General features: G+C 61.1%; 17 protein-coding genes. 3 read left to right on the top strand and 14 right to left on the bottom strand.

The features are described 5' to 3' along the window. Positions 1-8: 8 nt before the first annotated feature. The 14 genes from QEO92_RS18635 to QEO92_RS18570 all read right to left on the bottom strand — a co-directional run bounded on the left by QEO92_RS18635 (position 9) and on the right by QEO92_RS18570 (position 17,224). Complete coding sequence (locus QEO92_RS18635; protein WP_227704018.1) at positions 9-1,031, bottom strand: LLM class flavin-dependent oxidoreductase; 1,023 nt, start codon at positions 1,029-1,031, stop codon at positions 9-11. A gap of 146 nt (positions 1,032-1,177) precedes the next feature. Beyond that, complete coding sequence (locus tag QEO92_RS18630; RefSeq protein ID WP_227704017.1) at positions 1,178-2,767, bottom strand: FAD-dependent monooxygenase; 1,590 nt, start codon at positions 2,765-2,767, stop codon at positions 1,178-1,180. 64 nt (positions 2,768-2,831) lie between these two features. Continuing rightward, positions 2,832-3,620, bottom strand: coding sequence for an IclR family transcriptional regulator (locus QEO92_RS18625; RefSeq protein WP_037152931.1), 789 nt, complete (start codon positions 3,618-3,620; stop codon positions 2,832-2,834). Continuing rightward, positions 3,617-5,557, bottom strand: coding sequence for a TRAP transporter permease (locus QEO92_RS18620; RefSeq protein WP_227704016.1), 1,941 nt, complete (start codon positions 5,555-5,557; stop codon positions 3,617-3,619). Before QEO92_RS18620 ends, QEO92_RS18625 begins: the two co-directional genes overlap by 4 nt. A gap of 6 nt (positions 5,558-5,563) precedes the next feature. Further along, positions 5,564-6,520: a TAXI family TRAP transporter solute-binding subunit gene (locus tag QEO92_RS18615; protein ID WP_227704015.1), complete on the bottom strand. Its 957-nt coding sequence runs from the start codon at positions 6,518-6,520 to the stop codon at positions 5,564-5,566. 182 nt (positions 6,521-6,702) lie between these two features. Continuing rightward, complete coding sequence (locus QEO92_RS18610; protein WP_227704014.1) at positions 6,703-8,391, bottom strand: ABC transporter permease subunit; 1,689 nt, start codon at positions 8,389-8,391, stop codon at positions 6,703-6,705. Beyond that, the gene (locus QEO92_RS18605; RefSeq protein ID WP_037152922.1) at positions 8,388-9,437 is read right to left on the bottom strand and encodes an ABC transporter substrate-binding protein; all 1,050 of its coding nucleotides are present in this window, start codon (positions 9,435-9,437) and stop codon (positions 8,388-8,390) included. The genes QEO92_RS18610 and QEO92_RS18605 overlap by 4 nt, the downstream gene beginning before the upstream one ends. A 20-nt stretch (positions 9,438-9,457) precedes the next feature. After that, entirely contained in the window at positions 9,458-10,486 is a 1,029-nt protein-coding gene (locus QEO92_RS18600) for an ABC transporter ATP-binding protein (RefSeq protein ID WP_037152919.1), read from the bottom strand. Next, positions 10,473-12,098 (bottom strand): CocE/NonD family hydrolase, encoded by a 1,626-nt coding sequence (locus tag QEO92_RS18595; protein ID WP_227705215.1) that lies wholly within the window; start codon positions 12,096-12,098, stop codon positions 10,473-10,475. Before QEO92_RS18595 ends, QEO92_RS18600 begins: the two co-directional genes overlap by 14 nt. A gap of 7 nt (positions 12,099-12,105) precedes the next feature. After that, entirely contained in the window at positions 12,106-12,921 is an 816-nt protein-coding gene (locus QEO92_RS18590) for a creatininase family protein (RefSeq protein WP_227704013.1), read from the bottom strand. Positions 12,922-12,942: 21 nt separating this feature from the next. Further along, a complete protein-coding gene (locus tag QEO92_RS18585) occupies positions 12,943-14,457 on the bottom strand; it encodes a class I adenylate-forming enzyme family protein (protein WP_227704012.1) in 1,515 nt (504 codons plus the stop codon). A gap of 133 nt (positions 14,458-14,590) precedes the next feature. Then, positions 14,591-15,574, bottom strand: a complete 984-nt coding sequence (locus QEO92_RS18580; protein ID WP_210050053.1) for a LysR family transcriptional regulator — start codon at positions 15,572-15,574, stop codon at positions 14,591-14,593. A 107-nt stretch (positions 15,575-15,681) separates the two neighbouring features. Beyond that, positions 15,682-15,861, bottom strand: coding sequence for a hypothetical protein (locus QEO92_RS18575; RefSeq protein WP_227704011.1), 180 nt, complete (start codon positions 15,859-15,861; stop codon positions 15,682-15,684). A 208-nt stretch (positions 15,862-16,069) separates the two neighbouring features. After that, complete coding sequence (locus QEO92_RS18570) at positions 16,070-17,224, bottom strand: ROK family transcriptional regulator (protein WP_210050050.1); 1,155 nt, start codon at positions 17,222-17,224, stop codon at positions 16,070-16,072. 207 nt (positions 17,225-17,431) lie between these two features. Between QEO92_RS18570 and QEO92_RS18565 the strand changes: the two genes are divergently transcribed. Genes QEO92_RS18565 through QEO92_RS18555 form a run of 3 tightly spaced genes read left to right on the top strand, consistent with a single transcriptional unit; the run spans position 17,432 to position 20,610 of the window. Further along, positions 17,432-18,739 carry an extracellular solute-binding protein gene (locus tag QEO92_RS18565; RefSeq protein ID WP_227704010.1) on the top strand — a complete coding sequence of 436 codons (1,308 nt, stop codon included), beginning with the start codon at positions 17,432-17,434 and terminating at the stop codon, positions 18,737-18,739. Between the two features lie 59 nt (positions 18,740-18,798). Next, positions 18,799-19,689: a carbohydrate ABC transporter permease gene (locus tag QEO92_RS18560; RefSeq protein ID WP_227704009.1), complete on the top strand. Its 891-nt coding sequence runs from the start codon at positions 18,799-18,801 to the stop codon at positions 19,687-19,689. A gap of 3 nt (positions 19,690-19,692) precedes the next feature. Continuing rightward, a complete protein-coding gene (locus QEO92_RS18555; RefSeq protein WP_227704008.1) occupies positions 19,693-20,610 on the top strand; it encodes an ABC transporter permease subunit in 918 nt (305 codons plus the stop codon). Position 20,611 lies beyond the last annotated feature (1 nt).

Here is a 20,611-nt window from a genome sequence, read left to right as displayed (position 1 = left end):
AGCGAACCTTAGCGCCAGCCAAGAGCCGGGGCAACGTGGGTCAGGATGGCTTCCATGACATGCGCGTTGTAGTCGACGCCGAGCTGGTTGGGGACAGTCAAAAGCAGCGTGTCAGCCTCCGCGATCGCCTCATCCTTCGCCAGTTGCTCGATAAGGACATCCGGCTCGGCGGCGTAACTGCGGCCGAAGATCGCCCGGGTCTTTTCGTCGATGAAGCCGATCTTGTCGTCGTTATCGTTTCCATACCCGAAGTAGGCACGGTCGCGGTCATCGACCAGCGCAAAGATGCTGCGGCTGACCGATACCCGCGGCTCGCGCGCGTGACCAGCGGCCTTCCATGCCTCGCGGAAGGCTCGAATCTGGTCGGCCTGCTGAACGTGGAATGGAAGTCCGCTCTCGTCATCCTTGAGTGTGGAACTCTGCAGGTTCATGCCAAGCTTGGCCGCCCAGGCAGCGGTGGCATTCGAACTCGCTCCCCACCAGATGCGATCCCGCAGACCTTCCGAATGCGGCTCGATGCGCAGGAGGCCGGGAGGATTGGGAAACATCGGCCGCGGATTGGGTTGAGCAAAACCTTCGCCTTGCAGCACTTCGAGCAAAACCTCTGCATGGCGGCGGGCCATGTCGGCTTCGGTCTGGCCCTCGGGCGGGACGTAACCGAAATAGCGCCATCCGTCGATCACCTGCTCAGGCGATCCACGGCTGATGCCAAGCTGCAGGCGCCCACCGGCGATGATGTCGGCCGCGCCTGCGTCCTCGGCCATGTATAGCGGGTTCTCGTAACGCATATCGATGACTGCCGTGCCGATCTCGATGCGGCTGGTCTTCGCACCGATTGCCGCCAGCAACGGGAATGGCGAGCCGAGCTGGCGGGCGAAATGATGTACACGGAAATATGCCCCGTCAGCTCCCAGGTCCTCGGCCGCGACGGCGAGGTCTATGGACTGCAGAAGCGCGTCGGATGCCGACCGCGTCTGCGATTGGGGCGAGGGCGACCAATGCCCGAACGATAGGAAGCCGATCTTTTTCATGATCCCGTCGCGTAAAAGGTTTTGCCAGTGCAGCTTGCGCTTCTTGGCACAATTCCGGCTCGGGATATAGGTGCGACGCAGCTACAGAGCGTTCACACTTTACGGGCCAGCCTCCAATCCAATTCTTGAGCGCTCATTTCGGGCCTTTACTGCCGTCCAACTGCCTTTCGCAGGATAGCCTCCGGTGAAGGAGGTGTGTCGTTGGAAGACCACGTGACAAATTGGTCGGGCCGCACAAGAATGTAGCGAGCATCATATTTCTCTCGCCCATCAGCCCGGTTGTCGGAGATGATTTCGAGCGGCAGATACAGCATTTCCGCGGCTTTCGAGAAGGCCGCCATGCTCTTGGCGTCTCCATCGAAAGCAAGCAGCGTGAACCCCGACCCAAGAACTTCAAAGGCATTGCGCCCGTCCGACAGTATTTGTGGCGAAAGATGGTGGCCGGGACGGGCGGTGAATTCATGCCCGCCGATGGCGCCAGTCTTTCCACCAGGGGGACCGAAGATAACCGGCGAGCCGCAGTAGTTCGGCTCGAAGGCATTTACCTCCGCTCTCGCTCCTGACCCTCGTGCCGCCCATTCCGCTTCGAAGGCAGCCTTGTCGCGCGCCGGATCATATTTCTCCAGGAAGTCCCGGTCGCTGTGGATCGCCTTCTCGATAAAGTCGCCGGCAGTAGAGGCAAAGACCGGCCGACGCTCTTCGTCATAGCTTTCGAGGAGGTCCGGGCCGCCCCAGCCCTGAAGAACCGCTGCAAGCTTCCAGCCGAGATTGCGGGCATCTTCGAAGCCGGTGTTGATGCCGTAACCGCCATAGGGAGGATGGCTGTGAGCGGCATCGCCGGCGATATAAACCCGCCCGCGACCATAGCTGTCGGCATTGGCGAAACGCAGATCCCAGAAGCCTATGTAATCAAAGGCGATGTCGAATTCTGCGCCGGCCGCCCTGTGCAGATAGGAGGCGAAATCGAAATTGTCCTTCGTCGTGCCCGCCGGGACCGGCGCGTGGAAGAACCAGCTATTGCCGAGATCGACGCGGCCAAAGAACTGCCAATAGCCCTTCAATTCCGGATGAAGCACATTGTAGAAGGATTTGCCGGGGAATCGTTTTAACAGCTCATGAAGGCCGGTGGAGCGAAAGACCAGGAGAACCATCAGCCGATCATGGTCCGAGAGTGTCTGGGTAATGCCGGCTTTTTCCCGCACCATCGAGCGGCTGCCGTCGCAGCCGACGACGTAATCGGCATGGAGCACGCAGCGCTCGGCCCCATCGCGCCGAGCCATAGCAACCGAAGCACCTTCCGGATCTTCCGCTATATCCTCAGCGTTCCATCCGTAGAAACACTCAACGTCACGTAATGCTTTCACGCGCTCGCGCAGCACCTCCTCGGTCCGGTATTGCGGCAGCCGCTCATTGTCGGTGAAGTAATAGGGCCGCACGAGTTCGCGCTGCAGCCAGTCATAGTGATAGTCGCCGAGGAGCGTGCCATATGCAGTCAGCCCACCGATACCGTATTCCTTCGGCACCGTCCGGGCCGCTCTCAGCGGTTGTTCTGCGCCCCAGAAGTAGAAATGCTCCATTGTCCGCTGGGTGAGGTTTTGTCCCTTGGGCACTTGCTGCGGTGAGGGATAACGCTCGACGATGATTGTGTGAACTCCTCGCTGGCCCAATTCGATCGCAAGTCCCGTTCCAACCGGACCACCGCCGACAATAATTACCTGCGCTTGTCTTTCCTGCATCTCGCTTTGTCCTCCCGCTTCCGAAGATGCGAGGCTGAAGCAATCAAGTCAATGCAAAGTCTCTCTATATGAGATTATGATTTTCATTGCTGTGGCGATGCGATGCCAGCATCTGGCTTATGTCCTTTCCCACGGATCTGACGTTTCGGCCGATCTCATCGATGGTCGAGCCATCGACAAGGCTGCCGGAAATGGTGACGCAAACGCTGGCAATGGGGCTGCGACCGACATCGAAGACCGGTGCGGCGATGCCAACCACACCTGGCGTGACCTCGCCATAGGCGACAGCAAAGCCCGCCTTCTTCACGCGTTTCAGGCTCTCGTATACTTCTTCGATGGTGCTGCCGAGACCAATGGACTTCATATCGTCGAAATTGCGCTCGACGATCTGCAGAAGGCGCCGGCGAGGCAGGAACGAAATAATCGAGCGGGCAATCGCGCCCTTGGTCAGCGGCATCGGGCGGCCACGCGGGTAGCTGCTGATAGGGTTCTTGACGGAGCTGCGGGAGTCGACGCAGAGGATCTTATCGCCATACCAGCGCAAGAGAAGGGCGGTGCAGTTGTATCGTTGAGTGAGATTCTGGAGGTGTTGAGCGCCAGAGAGGATGAGGGTGTCCGACTTTCTCAGAAGATAGTCCAGCTCGACGATTTTCGGTCCCAGCGTAAAGCCAGTATTCGGCATGGAGGTCAAAAGCCCCGCCGCCTTCAGGATCTTCAGATAACGGTAGAGCGTGGGGCGGGCGTAACCCAGGACCTCCATCATTTCTTCCGGCGTCCATTCCAGTCTGTCTTCGGAGAAAAGCCCCAGCACAGCCTGCAGGCGTTCGAGACTGTTGACCGATTTTTCCGTCAAGATGCTGCCTGTTCCATGAGTTTTTTGCCACCGACGTAGGCATATGCCATGGCGGCGATCCCAGCGACAAGTCCCGCCGCATCGGTATAGACGGCGCCTGTAAAGGCGTCGGTGGGAATGAGTGCCAGAACTCCGGCAATAGCAAAGACGATGCGCATGATGATCGAGAGGCGGGCCGTGAAATAACCGGCGAGCGCGGAGGAAACCAGCCAGACGCCGAAGGCCGCAGTGACCAGGGCCCAGATAACCGAGGTTGTATCGCCGATCATGAGCAGGCTCGGCGAATACGCGAACATGAAAGGAATGACGAAAGCGATCCAGCCGAACTTGCAGGACGCGATGCCGGTCTTGATCGGATCGGCCTTTGCAATGCTTGCGGCCGCGAAGGCAGCAAGCGCGATCGGCGGCGTGATCATCGACATCATGCCGAAATAGAGCACGAAGAGATGAGCCGCCATTGGAGGCAGCCCGACTTCGACGAGGGCCGGCGCTACCAGGGAGGCGAGGAGCACATAAACGGCGAGCGTCGGCAGACCCATGCCAAGGATGATGCAGACAATCGCCGACATGACGAGCAGCACGATCGCGCTGCCGCCACCGAGTTGAACCAGAGCATAAGTGAGATTGAAGCTGAGGCCTGTCATATTCATCACGCCGATGACGATACCAGCCGCGGCTGAGATGACGATAATCTCGACGACCGCCTCGCCGGCCTCGATGATCGTCGCAGACAACGCTCGGACCGATGCTCGTACACGGTCGTAACCGAAGATCGCTCCCGTCACCACCACCGAGCCGCAGGCAAGAAAGGCAGCCTTTTCCGGTTGCCAGTTCATCCAAAAGAGAGCGTAGATCAGCAACGCGAAGGCAATCAGGAAATGCAGTCCGCCGAGGATCGCCCAGCCGTTTGGGATATCCTCCTCCGGTGCGCTCTTGATGCCGAGCTTGGCAGCGTCGAGGTCGGCCTGAATGAACAAGGCGCCATAGTAAAGCAAGGCGGGTATGAGTGCCGCCAGTGCTACGTCGGCATAAGATACCTGCAGGAACTCTGCCATCAGGAAGGCCGCGGCGCCCATTACGGGGGGCATTAACTGTCCGCCGGTCGAGGCGACGGCCTCGATCGCGCCGGCCTTGTGGGCGGGATATTTATCCCGCTTGATCATCGGGATGGTAACGACGCCGGTCGCGACCACGTTGGCGACCGCAGAGCCGGAAATCGATCCGAACAGGGCGGAGGCGGCAACCGCGATCTTCATCGAGCCGCCGCGATATCGACCCATGGAAAAAAGTGCGGCATCGGTGAAGAACCTTGCGCCCCCGGTTGCGCCGAGCAAAGCTCCAAAGAAAATGAATGCCACGACGATCGTGGCGCCGACCGATATCGACAGGCCGAAGATGCCGTTGACGTCATAGGCCATGTAGCCGGCGAGCTTTTGCCAGTCCTGTGGCCGGCCGGCGAGACGGCCGGGAACGAAATTGCCAAACATGGCGTAGAGCAGGAACGCGACGATGATGATCACAAGCATCCAGCCGGTCGAGCGGCGAAGGCCTTCCAGCAGAAGTAAGAGCAGGATGATCCCCGGCAGCCATGCCTCGATCGGACGCATGAATATCTGGTTTACAACGGCTGGATAATTCCAGGCGATATAGGCGGAAGCCGCGGCGCTGAGGACGGCACCGATCGCGTCATACCACGGCATCGCGCCGGAGCGCTTGTCGCGGCCAGGCGTATAGATCATGAAGGTAAGTGGCAGAGTGAGGGCAAGCACGACGGCCAGGAACTGCTGGGGATAATAGGATACCCCCAGCATTCGCGGCACGTCCAATGACCAGAGCATGGCACTCAACGTGATGGCCGCGGCAAGCACCGCAGCGACCGGCTTCCAGAGACCTGCGGGAACGCCAAAAGCGGGCTCCCTCATGCGTTCGACGGCCATCACGCATCAACCCTTCCAGAGATCAGCTTCCTTGTAGAACTTGATAGCGCCGGGGTGGTACTCACCCGGAGCCGTCTCACCGACCATCGCTTTCGGGTCAAATTCGGCAAATGGCGGGAAGGCCGCTTGCATGGAAGCTTTGCTATCGTAGAGGACTTTTGTCATCTTGTAGACAATGTCCTCGCTGACGGCTGCATTGGTGAACACGAGCTGCGGATAGGCAATGAAAGTGCCGGGTTCCAGGACGCCGGGGTTGGCAGGACCGGGTTCCATCTTGACGACATATCCGGACTTCCAGTGTTGTCGGATCGCGGCCTTTGCTTCCTCCGTATCCGGAATGGTCAGTGCCCGGATGCCGCCAACGGCCGCGTCCGCTTCGCGCACCTTTCCGGCACCATGCGCGAAGATAAAACCGACACTCTGGCCGGCGATGAAGGCATCTGCGCCCGCGACGACGCTGGGCACTTGCACCGGTTGCATATCCTTTCGCGACAGGCCGACAGTGGCATAGATGGCATCGAGCTGCGGCAGGATGGTTTGTTGCGCCGTATAGCCGTCCACCATCGGCTTACCCTTGAGATCGGCGGTCGTTTTTATGTCGCTGCTTGCCTTGACGAAGATCGCTTCCCTGATCGGCATGATCAGGCCGACGACCCGCAGGTTCTCGTTGACGCTGCCCTGGAACCAAGCTTCGCCCTTCAGGGCGTTGTTGAATTCCTCAAGGTTACCGACGCCGAATTCGACCTCGTTCTGATTGACGAGAGGCATATATTGGTTGGGGCTCGTTGCCGGTTGGATCGTCGTGTTGAGGCCGGCATCGTTGGCGGCTTTTGCGACAGCCGTGCCGATATTGTGGAAGATCGAACCGGGGTTCGACGTGGCAATGCCGACGGTTTGCGCCGAGGCATGGCCAGAAAGGATCAGCCCGGCCGTAAAGACGGCCGAGAGCATCAGCTTCTTCATTGATTGTTCCTCCTCCGCTTGTTCTCCTCCATCGGCCAAGCATACCGATGTAAAATCTCAATAAGAGAGATTACGGATCAATCTTGTCTCGCGACTGGTGTTTTTACAAGCCCTTTTCTCGGATGGCATAATATTCGACACTCGCCTTTGTCCGTCGATGGAGCGCCGGCCTGGATCTTCTCTCACCGCGCATAGAGGCGATCCAGGCGCACCACTCTGCCCACCAGCGTCAGGGCAATGACCGTGAAGAGGATCAGCACGGCGGAAATCGCGTGCGCGGTCGGTTCCAGGCTGAAGGTCGATTCCGCATAGATGCGGACCGGCAGCGTCGTCAGGCGGGCTGTGGTCAGGAAGCTCGTCACCGTGACTTCGCCGAAACTGAGGAGGAAGCCGACGATTCCGGCCGCGAACAAGCCCGGCGCAAGACCCGGCATGATGACCAGCACGAAACGCCGGATCGGGTTTGCTCCGAGGCTTGAGGCTGCTTCTTCCTGAGCGCGGTCGAGGCCCATGACTGAGGTGGTCAGCAGCGTGATGGCGAAGGGCAGGATGACAATGACATGAATGGCGACCAAGCCGAGGAAGGGCGGTATCATCAGATAAAGCTGGAGAAGCCGCAGCATGCCGACGCCGATCGCCACATGCGGTAGTGAGAGCGGCAGGAGCCAGAAGGCGAGCAGGACGGACCGGCCCTTGAAGGGAAACCGTGCCAGGGCGAATGAGGCCGGCAAGGCAAGGGCGATCGCCACCAGCATGGAGGTGACCGCAAGCTTCACCGAGACCCAGAACGCATCCGCATAGGTGCCGGCGAAAAAGACCTGTTCATACCATTTGAGCGTGAAGCCCCGGAAGCCTGCGGCCGTCGCCTGCGGCACGTCGTTGAAGCTCTGGATGCAGACGAGCACGAGCGGCAGCAGGAGAAGCAGAAGTGCCGCGACCAGCAGAAGCTTCGAGACGATCGGCCCGAGGATATCGACCACCGGCACGAGCCAGCGCGGGATGCTCAGAGGCCGGCTGGGCCTGGCCTTCAGCCAGGGCATCAGGCGGTTGAGCGCAACGGTGCACAGAGCCGCGAAAGCCAGGCTCGTGATGGTCATGATGACGGCCAGCGCCGAAGCAAGCGGGGCGTTGAGATTCTTTATCGCCTCCTGGAGCACGAGCATGCCCGTCGTCCAGACTTTCTTGCCGCCGAGCAGGGTGGCGGACACATAGGCCGTCGATGCCATCAGGAAGACGATGATCGCCCCTGAGCGCAGCCCCGGCAACGAAAGCGGCAGGTCGACAGTGAGGAACCGCACCGCGGGAGACGCGCCGAGGCTTTCGGCCGCCTCATGGACGCGGGGCGACGTGTTCTGCAGGTTGTCGTAAAGTGCCAGAACCATGAACGGCAGGAAGACCTGCGCCAGCGCGACGGCGACGGCGCCATGGGTGAACAGCATGTTCCTTGCCGGCGGAATGTCCAAGAGCCCGGTCACGGTGTTGATCAGGCCTTCGGGCGCAAGCAGCAGGATGATGCCGAGCGATCGCACGACGACGTTGGTTAACAACGGGATGAGGATGACCGAGAATGCGAGTGCGCGATATTTGACCGGCATGCGCGCCAGCCAGTGGGCGAGCGGATAACCGAGCAGCGCGGTCAACACGGTCACGCCGATGCCGAGAAGCACGGTTTCGGAGACGACGCCGTAATAGAAGCCGTCGGAAACGATATCGCTGTATTGCGCAAGCGACGGCGCCATGAAAATGGGGCCGAACGGGTCCGGATACTCGTGCAGGGACAGCACGAGTACCACGAACATCGGTGCTGCGAAGGAAAGCAGCAGCCACAGGGTGACCGGCGCAGCAAGCGCCGGTCCTATCCATCGGTTCATCCGGCGATCTCCCGGTCGTAGCGCGCCTGCCATTTCGCGCGGCTGGCGTTGATGACGTCCCAGTCGAAGTCGACAAGCTTGCTCACCTGCTCATCGCCGAGAATGAGCTTCGGTTTAAGATCGTCCGGCACGGTGACGTTGTTGACGGTCGGCGAATAGTAGATCTCGCGTGCATAGGCCAGCATGCAGGGCTCCGAAAGGTGGAGGTTGATCCACTCCTCGGCGAGTTTCTGGTTCTTGGTGCCCTCGGTAATGCAGGCGACGTTCATCGCGAGAGCCTGTCCCTCAATCGGAGATGCAATTTCAATATTCGGGTTGCGGCTTTCCACATAGGAGCGGGTGAAGCTGCCGAATTCCACCGACAGATCGCAAAGTCCCTGGTCGAACATTTCAAAGAGTTGCGCCTGGCTGGCCTGGATGGCGGCGAAGGGCTTGAGTTCCTTGACCTTGTCGACGACGAGATCAAAGTCCTTCTCGGTGCCGCCCCAAGCGCGGGCGGTCATCATCAGGGCCGAAATGCCTTCGGCACCGAGCCCGTCCGGCCAGGCGATGCGGCCCTTCCATTCAGGGTTCCACATGTCCTTCCAGGACGTGATCGGCTTCGAGGCCTTGCGCTTGTCGTAAACGATGGTGCAGGGATTGAAGGCGACGCCGTAGCCGCCCTTGCGCGCGCTCGGGTAAAGCGCCTCGAAGTTCTTGACGGCAGGAGTCGGGGCCTGGGTTACGCCGTCCTTCACGGCCTGGCGGCTTTCGTAGATATTGAGGTAGATGACATCGAAGCTCGGGCGGCCGCGCTCGGCATAGGCGCGGGCGCGGCGATCGCCGGTGCCTCCGAGAACGTAGCTCACCTTGCAGCCGTATTTCTCGACCAGCGGCTTTTCGACATGTTCCTTGACGATTTTCTCCTGGGCGCCGCCCCAGATGCCGACGACCAGTTCGTCGCCTTTCTTGGGTTCCTGCGCTGCTGCGGGTCGGATGATGTGGAACGGTGCGGCAAGACCGGCACCGAGAGCGAGCTTGTTGAATGCACGACGCGAGAGAGTCATCTGAAGTTCCCCTTGTTCGTTTAGATGAATGTGGCGCCACCTGGCTGGGTTTGGATGTTGCACGACGTGCCGATGGGCGGAGGCGGCATATCCGACGACACGATCAGCCGGATCGTGCCGCATGCGGATTGAATGTCGGCTTCGTAGGTGTCGCCTAAGAAAGCCGAATTGACGAGCGTGCCGGAGACATTGAGCGGTCCGGGCTCGCTGGAAATCCTGAGACGCGAGGCGCGCAGCACGAGCCTGGTGGCACCCTCCGGTGCACCGTCGCAGGCGAGCCCCGGCGCGTGGAACCGGCCGTTTTCCGTTCGTCCTTCGATCACCGTGCGGGCGCCGAGGAAAGAAGCGGTGAAAGCGGATTTCGGCCGGTCGCAGAGGCCGACCGGCGATCCGATTTCCATCAGCAGCCCCTTGCTCATCACCGCCACGCGGTCGGACATGGCGAGCGCCTCCTGCTGGTCGTGGGTGACGAAGACCGTGGTGATGCCGAGGCGCTGCTGAAGGGAGCGGATTTCGCTGCGCATATCGGCGCGCAGGTGGGCGTCGAGGTTGGAAAGCGGCTCGTCGAGAAGCAGAACGTCCGGCTCGATCACCAGGGCGCGGGCAAGCGCCACGCGCTGCTGCTGGCCGCCCGAAAGCTGGCCGGGATAGCGATCCTGATAGGCGCCGAGGCCGACCGTTTCGAGAGCGGCGGCGGCCTTCTCGCGGCATTCCGCCTTGCCGACATGGCGCATGCGCAATCCGAAGCCGACATTGTCGAGCGCCGTGAGGTGCGGAAAGAGCGCATAGGACTGGAAGACCACGCCGATATTGCGGGTATGCACGGGGCGGCGGCTGATATCCTCGCCGCCGAGGATGATGCGTCCGCCCGACGGCTGGATGAAGCCGGCGATCATCCTGAGCGTCGTCGTCTTGCCGCAGCCCGAGGGGCCGAGCAGCGAGAGCAGCTCTCCCCTGGCGACCTCGATCGTCAGGCCGTTGACCGCGACGGATTCGCCGTAGGTCGCAGTGACATTGTCGAGTGTGAGATAGTGCTTATGCGACGTCATCGGACACCCTGGGCATGATGAGGCGGGAGCCAGCAGCCCCGCCGTGGTGAATGGAAATCGGAATGGGCCTGCATGCGATGGCTGGCGCCGGGGCAAAGGCGCCGTTGCCGGGGTGGATTTCGAAGGCTGGCGCCGCCGCGCCCTGCAAGGACAGCCGCAGCCTGAACCCGACCGGAACCGACAGGCATATGGATCGCAGGGAAATGCGCGCGAGAGCACGATGGGCATCGTCGATCCGGGCATAGCCGGTGGAGATGACTTTCGCTGCGCCATCAGGGCCGACCAGCGACAGCGTCGCGCAGACATCGCAGCCCAGGGATCGGGAGGCTATCTCGATCTCGGCCGCAGCCTTGCCGATGAAGGTCGTCGCGGCGTCGAACGGAAGGGTCGTGTAGACCGCCACATCGGCGCGGTTGTCGAAGGCGCTGCGGTCGGCAAAGCCGGCCGGTGTGCCGAGATGGCCTCCGACAAGCGGCGTCGGGCGGAAGGGATCGTGGACGAAGGTGTCGCCGGCCGGCGACGACGGCCCGGTATCGAGGCGACCGTCGCTGATCATCGCGGCGGCAAGCCCTGACGACGCCAGGAAAAAGGCCGTATCCGCCGTGGGCGGAAGCGAGGGAAGCGTCCGCCAGCGTCGAAGCCCCATATCGAACAGCCGAGCCGTCGCCGGCCGATCTCCTTTACCCTTCAGGTAGAAGTCGAAGAATGCAATCTGGGCGCGGTCGACCGGGAACTCCGCCTCCGGCCCCATGTCGGTGCCGCCGCTCATCCTGTTCCAGGGCGCATGCGTCCATGGCCCGATGACGAGATGAGAGGTTTGAAGGTTCTTCCGGCGGAAAGCGGCATCCGCCGCCCAGGTGCCTTCCAGAAAGAAATCGGCCCAGCCGCCCGTATGGAAAGCGGGGATGTCGAGCGGGTTATCCCTGAGGAGGACGCCCGGAGAAATCTTGCTCCAGTATGTTTCGTCGTCCTCGATCCATTTCCCGAGATGCGAAAGGTCAGGCCGGGCGATCAGCAGATCGCGGAGCGCAAGGTCGTCTGCCGCGCCGTCGATCGTGGAATAGGTCTCGCCATCGTCGTTGCGGGCTGCCTTGAGCTTGGCCATCTGCGCCGCCCAACTCACATTCAATCCGAGCCGGAACGCACTACCCTCGTAGGCCCAGTCGTCGCGCGGCATCCAGGATGCCATTGCCGGGGCGATCGCATCGGGCCGGCGGCCCTTGCCGGCAAGCGCAAGATATTGCGTCATGGCCTGGTAGCTGAAGCCGTAAAGGCCGAGCTTGCCGCTGCAGCCCGGAAGAGATGCCGCCCAATCGAGGGACTGCGCGCCATCTTCCATTTCGTTGACGAAGGCTTCGAAATCCCCGCCGGAATCGCCGCAACCGCGGACATCCTGAATGACGACGATATAACCATGCGACGCATACCAGCACGGATGCGCCAGCACGACCGTCGAGGCGATGGCGCGCCCATAGGGCTGGCGCATCAGGAGCACGGGATAGAGGCCTTCATTCGCGGGCCGGTAGATATCTGCAACAAGCACGATACCGTCGCGCAGCACGAGTTCGGCCCTTTCAGGCCCGATCACGTCATGAGGCGTCCGGTGGTGCATCACGTCGTCAGCCCCTGTACGTCGTCTTGTCGGTGATGCGGTCGAGTGGGAATTCGAGAACTTCCCTGACCAGCTTCAGGAGATTGCGGGCGCTGCGCTCCACATGCTCGCGGCCGCGTTCGGCATCGGCGGCTGCTGCGTTGCCGCAGGCGCCGGACGGCTGGATGTCCTGGGTCTGCCATCCATAACCGATCCGCCCCTCCGGCATCAGCAGACCGCCCGCCTTTTCCAGTTCGACGGATACGGGCACAAAATCATCGGCGAACTGCATGTCGATCAGTTCGGGATGGAGATGCAGCATGACGCTGGTTTCCGCCTCGCCGCCGTGAATACCGTGTTTCAGCTCGTGTTCGCTGTAGAGGTCGGAGAAATCGGCACCGGCGCTTGCCCAGGCGCTGACGGCGAACATGCGGAGCTTCACCCGCAATTCTCGGCAGACGATCTCCATGACCTGTGGCTGGCCGCCATGCGAATTGACGAAGATGATCTTGCGGCAGCCGGCCCGGTTGACGCTCTCGCCGAGCTCGAACCACATTTTGGCGAGCGTATCGTAGTTGAAGGTCAGCGTGCCCGGATAGGCCGTATGCTCGACCGACTTGCCGACCGGCATCATCGGCAGCACCAGCGCCGGCAGGTCGTCTTCCATCAGTTCCACGGTCCTTGCGATCGTGCCGGCATTGATCGCCGCATCCACGCGCACCGGCAGGTGCGGACCATGCTGCTCGACGGCGGCGACGGGCAGGATGGCGACGAATTTCTCCATGTCGAATTCGAAAAAATCCCTGGTCGTATGATCCCACCACCAATGCGACTTCAGCTTCATGGATATGTCCTCGATTTCGTTTCAAACCGCCGCGGCGCGCGCGGCGAGTTCGGCCTTGGCGATCTTGCCGGTGGGGGTCATGGGAAGCTCGGCAAGCGAGACCACGGTCATGACGGAGAGGTCGTAGGGCAGAGCGTCGGCGATCTTCGCTTTGATCTCCTCGCCATCCAGCGGCAGGGTGGCCTGCACGAAGGCGACCGGACGGGTTGCGATCGCCGCATCGGGCACGCCGACGACGGCGGCCTGTTCGACACCGGGCACCGTCGAAAGCGCCTCCTCCACGTCGCGCGGATACCAGGTCTTGCCGTCGACATGCAGGAGTTCGGAGCGGCGCCCCAGCATGGTCACGAAACCCTGGCGGTCCATCGAGCCGATATCACCGGTCCAGAGCCAGCCGTCTCTCAGCGTCTCCGCCGTCTTTTCCGGCTTGCCCCAGTAGCCCCACATGAAGCCGCCGCGCAGTGCGATCTCGCCCACCGCCCCGTTCGGCACTTCGGTGCCGTCGGCATTGAGAATGCGGACTTCCTTGTCGGGAAGGGGCATGCCGGCGCGGCGCGTCTCGATGTCTTTCCTGTCGAGCTTCGGAAAACCGAGGGCGACGAAGCCGCCGAGTTCGGACTGTCCGTAACTTTCAACCAGCGGCAGCTTGAGCTTTTCGTGCCAGCCGGCCTTGAGGAGGGGTGGAACAGGCCCGCCGCCCGACATGCTCATGCGCAGCTTCGACGGTGCATGGCCGCGGGCGGCGGCCTCGTTGAAGACATCGGTGAGGATCGGCGGATTGGCGATCAGCATGGTCGCGCCGCGCGCTTCCAGTGCATCGAAGCCCGTCGACGGCGTCCACTTGCCCATGACGTTGATGGCGGCGCCGTGGGAGAGCTGCGGCAACAGGTTGCCGACGAGCTGATAGGAGCTCGACAGCGCGCTCGGACCGAAGGAGACGTCGTCGGCGGTGATCTGCAGGCGTTCTGCGATGCAGCGCGTCGCCCTGACCGTCGGTTCGTGCTTGAGGCAGGCGCCCTTCGGTCTGCCGGTCGTGCCGGAGGTATAGGAGAGATGGGCAATCGCATCCTCATTGCCGGGGTCGGCGGGCACGGGAAGCGCTGCGGCCATCAGGGCGGGCAGGGAATGGGCGCCTTCCTGCGGGCCGTCCATGCAAACCAGCGCCCGGATGCTCGCAATGCCGGCGGCGGCGGTCCGGACCGGCTCCTGCATGTCATGGGTGTAGACGACAACGGTCGGCTCATGATCGGCGAAATAATAGGCAAGTTCACCAGCGAACTTGACGTTTACGAGGGCGCAGATCGCTCCAAGACGCCAGCAGCCGAGCATGGTGACGAGATAGTCCATGCCGTTATGGGCAAAGATCGTCACCCGGTCTCCCGGCCGGACGCCGAGGTCGTGGAGGGCGCCCGCGGCGCGCTCCATGGCGCCGACGGCCTCCGCATAGGTCAGGCTCCTATTCCTGTCCACCCAATGGAAACAGGCGTGGTCCGGATCACGGTTCGCACCGTCCAAAAGCAGAGTGTGCATCAACATTCGCATTTCCCGGTCGTTATGCTCAATTATTCAGCATGCATTATGCGTGCCTCAAGCATGGGCAAAATTGCTCGCGGGGTGAATGTCTCGCTCGTCAATACTAGGTATAGACGGAGGCTTATATATCTGGGGTTCAAGAGGCTGCTAGGAGTTCGGATGTCGTTGGTACGGCATGGAGGGTCTGGTCGAAGCGGCGGGCCACGGAGCGCACCACGCTGCGGAGCCATTGATTGGCGCCGCTGGCATGGGCCCGTTCATGCCAGAGCAGATAAAGGTTCATCTGATCGAATTCGCGGGGTGCCTCGACGAGCTGAAGCTGATTGGCCGGAGCATGCTCGACAATATACTCCGCATAGGGCCGGGCGGTGGTGAAAACGAGGTCGGTTTCGGCGAGAATGGCCGGGATGAGGGCGTATTCCGGAACGGACATGGCGATCCTGCGCTTCAGGCCAAGCTGGGACAGCCGCCCGTCGATCGGACTGTAGAAGGCGCTCGATCCCGGCGTCGGCGACACGTGATCGGCATCGAGATAGGTTTCGAGGGAAAGCCTGCCGCGCCGGGCGAGCGGATTGGATTTCTGTACCACGCAGGCGATGTCGCAATGCAGAAGCGTGGTCGACTTCAAGCTTTGTTGGGGCGCCGGCCAGTTGCCGATCACGAGATCCACTCGCCCCGATCCGAGCTCATCGATCAGATCCACCTTTTCGGAGGGAGCGAAGAAATCGACGGATATGCCGGGCGCCTTCTGCCGGATGCTGCTCGCGAGCGGCGGAATGAGGAAGGCGCCGAAACAATTCACGGCAGCAACGCGCATGCGGCTCTGGACTGCGCCCGGATCGAATTGGTTGGTCCGGTTGATGGTGTTCTTGAGGCTTTCCAGCATCGCGCCGAGCGAAGCGACGATTTCCTCGCCGCGCTCGGTGAGAACAAGTTTCTGGCCGCTGCGCACCAGCAGCGGATCGGAGAAGATCTCGCGTGCCTTCTTCAGTGATGCGCTCACGCTCGGCTGGCTGAGGCCGAGCAGGACTGCCACTTTCGAGACGTTCCTCTCGGTGAGCAGGAGATAGGTGGTGTGCAGCAATCGGATGTCGATCGAAGGGTTGATATTCGCATACACGGCCGTATCCTCTCGCAAGCTGGCATCTAACCGATGCAAGCGACGTGCCACGCGCGTTCAGAGGCTGCCGGTGTTCGACGCCGATGATGGCTCTTTCTTCCAGACCGTCATATATTGTTGCGGCGGATCAGCCTGGGCACGTACCAGACCAAGAGTGCGGCCACGACAATCAGCAGGAGAGAGACGATCATCTGATAGATGGGGTAGCCGATGTCATTTTCCGAGACGAAGAAGGCAACGATGACACCCGCTGCCGACAGTATTGCCTGAGCGACGATCCTGACCATCCGCGCATCCTTTCCGGTTCCGTATTGGAATTCGTACAACCGTGGCGGTGAGCCGTTTGAAGGTCTCCGCTCTGAAATTCCCTTAAGACCTCCAGAGTTGATCAAGAGGTGGATGCCAATATGCCTGTTGGAATCGCGGGCGAGTTGACATGAGTCAAAATCCATCGCCCTCTCGTTGGACCTTATGATTTCGAGGCGTCAGTTCAGCTCAATAGAAGGTTGAGTGGAATGGCGTGATCGCGGCCCCCATGGCCGAGGCGTCGGTTCCTATCTCCGAAATAATGAGTTTTGGGCTAGGGCGATGTACACCGTAACGCGGTCGATCATAAATGCGCGTTCGCTCAATCAACATCTGCGCAAGATCGGGCGGGACCTGGCCGCCGAACACGATTGCCTGTGGATCGACAACGGCCCGGATGGCGTTGATGAGACGATTGTATGCGGGTGTGATCTCTTCCACCCATTCGGCAACGCCGGGCCAGTCCGGGTCGAAATGTTTGCGCATATAGCTGATCGAGGGCACGTCGACGCCGTTGCGGTTCAGCCGTTCGATCAGATATTGCAGGGCCGGCCGGCGTTTCGATTCCTCTATGTCGAATATCCCGGAGAATTCCCCGGCGTTGCCGTTGCCGCCGAGCAGCAGTTCGCCATCGCTGATCAGCCCGCCGCCGAATCCGTAGTTGAAGCTCAGATAGGCAAAGTGCTTGATGTAGCGCCCGACGCCAAACATCGATTCGGCGATTGCTCCGGTATTGGCGCCGTTGTGGACCCAGACCGGCCTGCTGAAAAAGTCGGAAAGGAGAGGTCCGAGCTCGATCAGCGACCATTCATGCAGGGGCAGCGGCGCGTTGTAGCGCGTACCGCCGACATGGTAGCCGGAAATGGCAAAGCCGATGCCGAAAAAGCTTTCCGATGTCAGACTGTTCTGCCGCTGCAATTCAACCATCTGTTCGCGAACGAGATCGAGCGACCGGGCCATGGTGTGTTCGCGCAGCGTCACGCTGCTTTCGCCGAGGATGTTGCCTGCCAGGTCCATCAGGCAGATGCCGATGATGTCGGTGTTGACCGAGATACCGCAGGAATAGGCATGGCGGCCGTCAAGCCTCAGTGTCGGGCTCGGCTGGCCGCGGCCAAGGCCGGGCTTCGGCGAACCAAGGGCAACGACGCCGCGCTCCGCCAGCTGGTCGATGATCCGGTAGACCGATTGCTGCGTGAGGTCGGTATGGCTGGTGATTTCGGATCGGGAAAGGCCCGGGTGGCGCCAGATCAGCTTCAAGAGGTTGCGCTCGTTCGGCGATACGACGCCGCCTTCGCTGGCGCGCAGAAATTGGGGGGCGATCGACGCTTCCGGAGAATAGCTCATTGTCATACCCCCTAGACCGACAAGCATTACCATAAAGGTGTAATAATTGCCGCTTCGCGTATTGCTTGCTCACTTCCCGATTCCTGCATAGCTGCGCCCTTCTTCGAGGGCAAGGGTTTCCGGCCGTCATCCTATTGTTACACTTTAAGTGTAGTAAGGCTACGTTCAGGGCCGGCAAGGCCAATCCCAAAACAGGCGAGGGCAATTATGAAGATTTCCGTTCTGGTGGCAGCGACCGCCCTGGCGACGTGCGCGGGTGCAGCACATGCCGCCGATATCGAATTCTGGTATGGCAATACGGGCAATGTCGAGACCGCGATCAAGGCCCAGTGCGATGCCTTCAACGCCGCGCAATCCGAACATCGCGTCACCTGCGTCGGCCAGGGCAGTTACGAAGTCGGCATGCAAAAGGCGATCGCCGCCTATCGCGCCAAGAACCACCCGGTGCTGATCCAGTTCTTCGATGCCGGCACGCTCGATCTGCTGCTGTCCGGCGCCGTGGTGCCGGTGCAGGACGTGCTTCCCGATGTCAACTGGAACAACTACATCGCCGGCGCCCGCTCCTATTACGAAACGTCGAACGGCAAGCTTTATTCACAGCCCTACAATTCCTCGACGCTGCTCTTCTACACCAACAAGACCGAATTGGAAAAAGCCGGCATCAGCAAGACCCCGGTGACCTGGGAAGAGATCATTGAAGCGGCCCGCAAGCTGAAGGCCGCCGGCCATGCCTGCCCGTTCGTTACGGACGGCGATACCTGGCGCGTGCTGGAGCAGTTTTCGGCGCGCCACGGCCTGCCGATCGCCTCGAAACATAATGGATACGACGGCCTTGATGCCGAATATGTTTTCAACACCACCTTCGCAGCCAAGCATCTCGCCAATCTTGTCGAATGGCGCAAGGAAGGGTTGGTGAAGCTCAATGCCGACACCAAGGCCGGCAACTACACCGCCGCTTTCAACGCCGGCGAATGTGCCATGATGGAGGGCTCCTCCGGCTCCTATGCTGCTTCCGCGAAGGCTTTCGAAGGCAAATACGAGATCACCGTCGGCATGGCGCCGATGTACCAGGGTTATGAGCGCCACAACACGTTCGTCGGCGGCGCGTCGATCTATATCATGAAGGGTCATGACAAGGCGGAAATCGAAGGCGCCAAGGCTTTCCTCGATTTCCTGCGCCGCCCCCAACAGCAGATGTTCTTCACCGCCGCGACGGGCTACGTCCCCGTCACCAACGACGTGCTGGACGTCATCGCCGAAAGCGGTGAAGCGGACTCTCCCAAATATGCGACGGCTGCGATCGGCATCGAATCGATGAACCAGCCGCGCACGCCGGACACCCGCGGCATCCGCCTCGGCTTCTACGTGCAGTTCCGCGAAGTCTTCATGGAGGAAACCCAGAAGGCGTTCGCCGGACAGCAGACCATGCAAGTGGCGCTCGACAGCGCCAAGAAGCGTGGCGACGAACTGCTGCGCCGTTTCGAGCAGACCTACAAGGGTGCGAAGCTCCCCTGATCCTGGCGCGGCCGGTACGGGTAACAGCCCCGTGCCGGCCTCATTTGTAGGTTTCATGCATGTCTTCGGATTCCACTCTCTTCAGCAATCGCTGGCTGCCGGTCCTGCTGGTGGCGCCGATGATGCTGCTGATCGTCCTCTTCTTCTACGTGCCGATCTTCCAGGCCTTCTACTGGTCCTTCTTTCTGGAACGACCTTTCGGCGGCGGCTCGGAATTCGTCGGGCTCGACAATTTCGCCCGGGTGCTTGCCGATCCAGAATTCTGGAAGGCGGGCTGGCGCACCATCATCTTCATGGTGACCGCGTCCTCGCTCGCGGTTCTGGTGCCGCTGATCCTTGCAGTGGCCGCCGATCGGAAGATCCGCCTGTCGCTGCCGGCCCGCAACGTGCTGGTCTGGCCGAAAGGCGTGGCGGGGGCTTCGATCGGCGTCGTCTTCGCCTTCATCTTCAATCCGTTCGTCGGCATCCTGGCGCCGCTCAACAGCATCTTTCCGGGCATATGGGCGCCTGGCATCAATGGTACCGACGCTTTCATCACGCTGATCGCTGCACATGTCTGGGGTGGCATCCCGTTCAATTTCGTGATCCTGCTTGCAGGCCTGCAGTCGATCCCGCGAACCATGCACCAAGCGGCCGCGATGGACGGGGCAGGACCATGGCGGCGCATCTTCGACGTGCAACTGCCGCTGATCATGCCGCAGCTTTTCCTGACGCTGGTGCTGGAATTCACCGAGAGCGTCACCTCGGCCTTCGCCTTGATCGACACCATTACCAACGGCGGTCCGGGCGGCGCGACGACGTTACTCGTCTACAAGATCTATATGGACGGGTTCAGCGGGTATGACCTCTCCGGCGCCTCGACCCAGACCGCAATCCTGATGGTCTTCGTCATCATCCTTACCGCCGCCCAGTTCATCTTCCTTGGCCGGCGCGTCGACTACGAGCGGTGAGCCATGGTCGAAAACGCACGTTCCCTCAACATTATCGCGAGCCTCATCCTGGTCGTCGGGATGATCTACATCCTTGGGCCGCTCTACCTGACGCTCTCAACGGCTTCGCAATCCTACGAATTCATGCTGCGCAACGGGCTCGCCTGGTATCCGGGCGACCAGCTTCTCGCCAACATGGCGAGCATCTTCACGGAGACGCGCATCCCGATCCAGATGCTGAACAGCATGGTGGTCGCGTTCAGCAATGCGGCTGCGACCTGCGTCCTGTCGTTCCTGTCGGCCTATGCGATCGTCTATTTCCGCATCCGCTGGGCGGGCGTCGTCTTCGCCCTCATTCTCGCGACGATCATGCTGCCGCTCGATATCCGCGTCATCACCACGTATCAGGTCGCTTCGAACATTTTTTCTCCGCTCAACGCCGTGCTCGACGCAACCGGTCTCAACGGCCTGATCGCACGGATATTCGGCACTCCCGTCCAACTGGAACTAAGCGTGCTCAACACACATTTCGGCCTGGTCGCGCCGCTTGTGGCGCATGGCACCGGCACGTTCCTGTTCCGGCAGTTCTTCCTGACACTGCCAAAGGACCTGTTCAAGGCCGCCCGCATGGACGGAGCCGGCCCCACCCGGTTTCTGTTCGATATCCTTCTGCCACTGTCGCGCACCAGCTTTGCCGCTCTTTTCGTGCTGACCTTCCTCAGCGGCTGGACGCAATATCTCTGGCCGCTGGTCGGCGCCTCGACGCCCGATATGCAGACCGCCGTCGTGGGGCTGGCACGGCTGGTTCCGGATTCGGAGGGGCAGGTGCCCGATTTTCCGATGATCATGGCCGGGGCCGTGATCGTTTCCATCATCCCCCTTGCGATGATCGCACTCCTGCAGCGCTACCTCGTGCAGGGCCTCGTTCTTTCGGAGAAATGAC

It is taken from the genome of Neorhizobium petrolearium, assembly GCF_029854435.1.
GTDB lineage: Bacteria > Pseudomonadota > Alphaproteobacteria > Rhizobiales > Rhizobiaceae > Neorhizobium > Neorhizobium petrolearium.
Note: the sequence above shows the minus strand (reverse complement) of the source record. Positions and strands in the feature narration are given on the sequence as shown.